Here is a 1845-nt window from a genome sequence, read left to right on the forward strand (position 1 = left end):
GTCGCCGAGGGCCGCATCCACGCCTCCGACGGCCCCACCCTCTACGCCCTGGAGGCCCGCGAGGGCGGCGACCTGTGGCGGCTGTCCACGGACGCCTGGGTGTACTCCCTCCAGGCCGACCGCGGCACCGTCGTCACCGGCACCCGCGGCGGCGGCGTCCAGGCCTGGGAGGCGTCCACCGGCCAGAAGCTGTGGGAGATCACCGGCTGCCAGACCGACTTCGAGTCCCCCGAGGCGGGCCCCGCCGTCCACGACGGCACCGTCTACGTCTGGCAGGAAGCCCGTCTGCGCGCCCTCGACGCCCGCACCGGCGACGAGCGCTGGTCGTACCCCATCGGCGACGCGGCCTCCTGCGGCGGCGTCCCGATCCGTCTCACCCACGCCTCCGACGGCTACGTCTACGTCTCCGCGGGCACGCGCGTCATCGCCCTCGACGTCGTCGGCGGGCACGTCCGCTGGCACTTCGAGGCCCCGGCGGTCTTCCTCTCCCCGCCCGCCTTCGTCCCGGGCCCGGCCGTCACCGGCGGCGGTCTCTACCTCGCCGACTACCTCGGCACCGTCTACGCCCTCGACGCCACCGACGGCCGCGACCGCTGGCGCATCGCCACCGAGTCCCGCGCCTCCGTCGAGCCGGTCCTGGTCGCCGCCGGCCACGTCCACGTGGGCAGCGGCAAGGGCCTGTACACCCTGGACGCGGTCACCGGCACGCCCAAGTGGCGCTTCCAGTCCGGCGGCGACATCGTGGGCTCCCCGGCGGTCGCCGAGGGCCGCATCCACTTCGGCTCCACGGACCACCTCCTCTACACCCTCAAGGCCGACGACGGCCGCCTGAGGTGGAAGCTGGCCACCGGCGGCGAGATCACCGGCTCCCCGGTCGTGCGGGACGGCGTCGTCTACGCGTGCAGCAAGGACCGCTGCGTGTACGCGCTGGACGCGGAGAAGGGGACGGGGACGGCGCGGACCGCGTAGGCCGGCGCGGACCGGTGCGGGGCGGTACGGACCGGCCCGGTGCGGTCCGGTGCCGGGCGGTGCGGGACGGCCGTCGTACCGGTGCAACGGAAGGGGTCGGACGGCGGCCGTCACTGCGGGGAACGGTCCGCCCACCGCTCCCACCGCAGACGCTACGCCGGGTACGCGACGGTGGCCAGACAGCGACATGTCCGTGACACGGAGGTCGATAGCCTGACGGCCATGAATCCTCGGGGGAACACACTCAAGCTCACCGCGGTCTCGGCACTCGTCGTCCTCGGCCTCACCGGCTTCTCGACCGGACGCGGCCACGGCGGCAGCGGCGACGGGGGCGGAGGCGGCGGGTGCAGCAGCTCCAGCCAGAACCACGACTCGTCGTCGGGTTCGAGCGGCGGCTCGCACCGGTACGACGACGATGACGATGACGACGCCTACGACTACGGCAACGGCAGCGACTACGACGAGGGAAGCAACGGCTCCGGCGGCAGCAGCGGCAGCGGGAACGGGTCCTCGTCCCTGCAGGACGCCACCGTGGAGCTGCTGAGCTGCGCCTCGAAGAAGGCCCCGTACGCCACCGTCGAGGTCACCAACCCCAACGCCGTCGCCGGCGTCTTCACCGTCACCGTGGTCTTCGAGAACGCGTCCGGCGCGAAGGTCGTCTCCCGGTCGCAGCGGGTCGAGGTGGCCGGCGACGACACGGCGACCGCCCGGGTGGACGTCGACGACACCGGGCGAGCCCCCCGGATCACCGACTGCGCCCTCGAACCCCTGGCCCCGGCCGCCCGCTGAGACTCGGCCGGTGCACCGCCGGACGGTGCGTGGAGCGCGGTCGTACGACGACGAGGCCGAGGTTCTCCTCGGCCTCGTCGGTGATCG

General features: G+C 73.8%; 2 protein-coding genes. Both read left to right on the forward strand.

The window, feature by feature from the left end:
* The coding region (locus B7L92_RS35460; RefSeq protein WP_081241311.1) for an outer membrane protein assembly factor BamB family protein at positions 1-969 on the forward strand (969 nt) is incomplete at its 5' end.
* Positions 970-1191: 222 nt separating this feature from the next.
* A complete protein-coding gene (locus B7L92_RS35465) occupies positions 1192-1758 on the forward strand; it encodes a hypothetical protein (protein WP_081241312.1) in 567 nt (188 codons plus the stop codon).
* Positions 1759-1845: the final 87 nt, after the last annotated feature.

It is taken from the genome of Streptomyces viridosporus (assembly GCF_002078235.1).
In the GTDB taxonomy this organism is placed as follows: domain Bacteria; phylum Actinomycetota; class Actinomycetes; order Streptomycetales; family Streptomycetaceae; genus Streptomyces; species Streptomyces viridosporus.

Coding starts and splice junctions, on each gene's coding strand:
- B7L92_RS35465 (WP_081241312.1), top strand. CDS start 1,192: ATGAATCCTCGGGGGAACACACTCAAGCTCACCGCGGTCTCGGCACTC.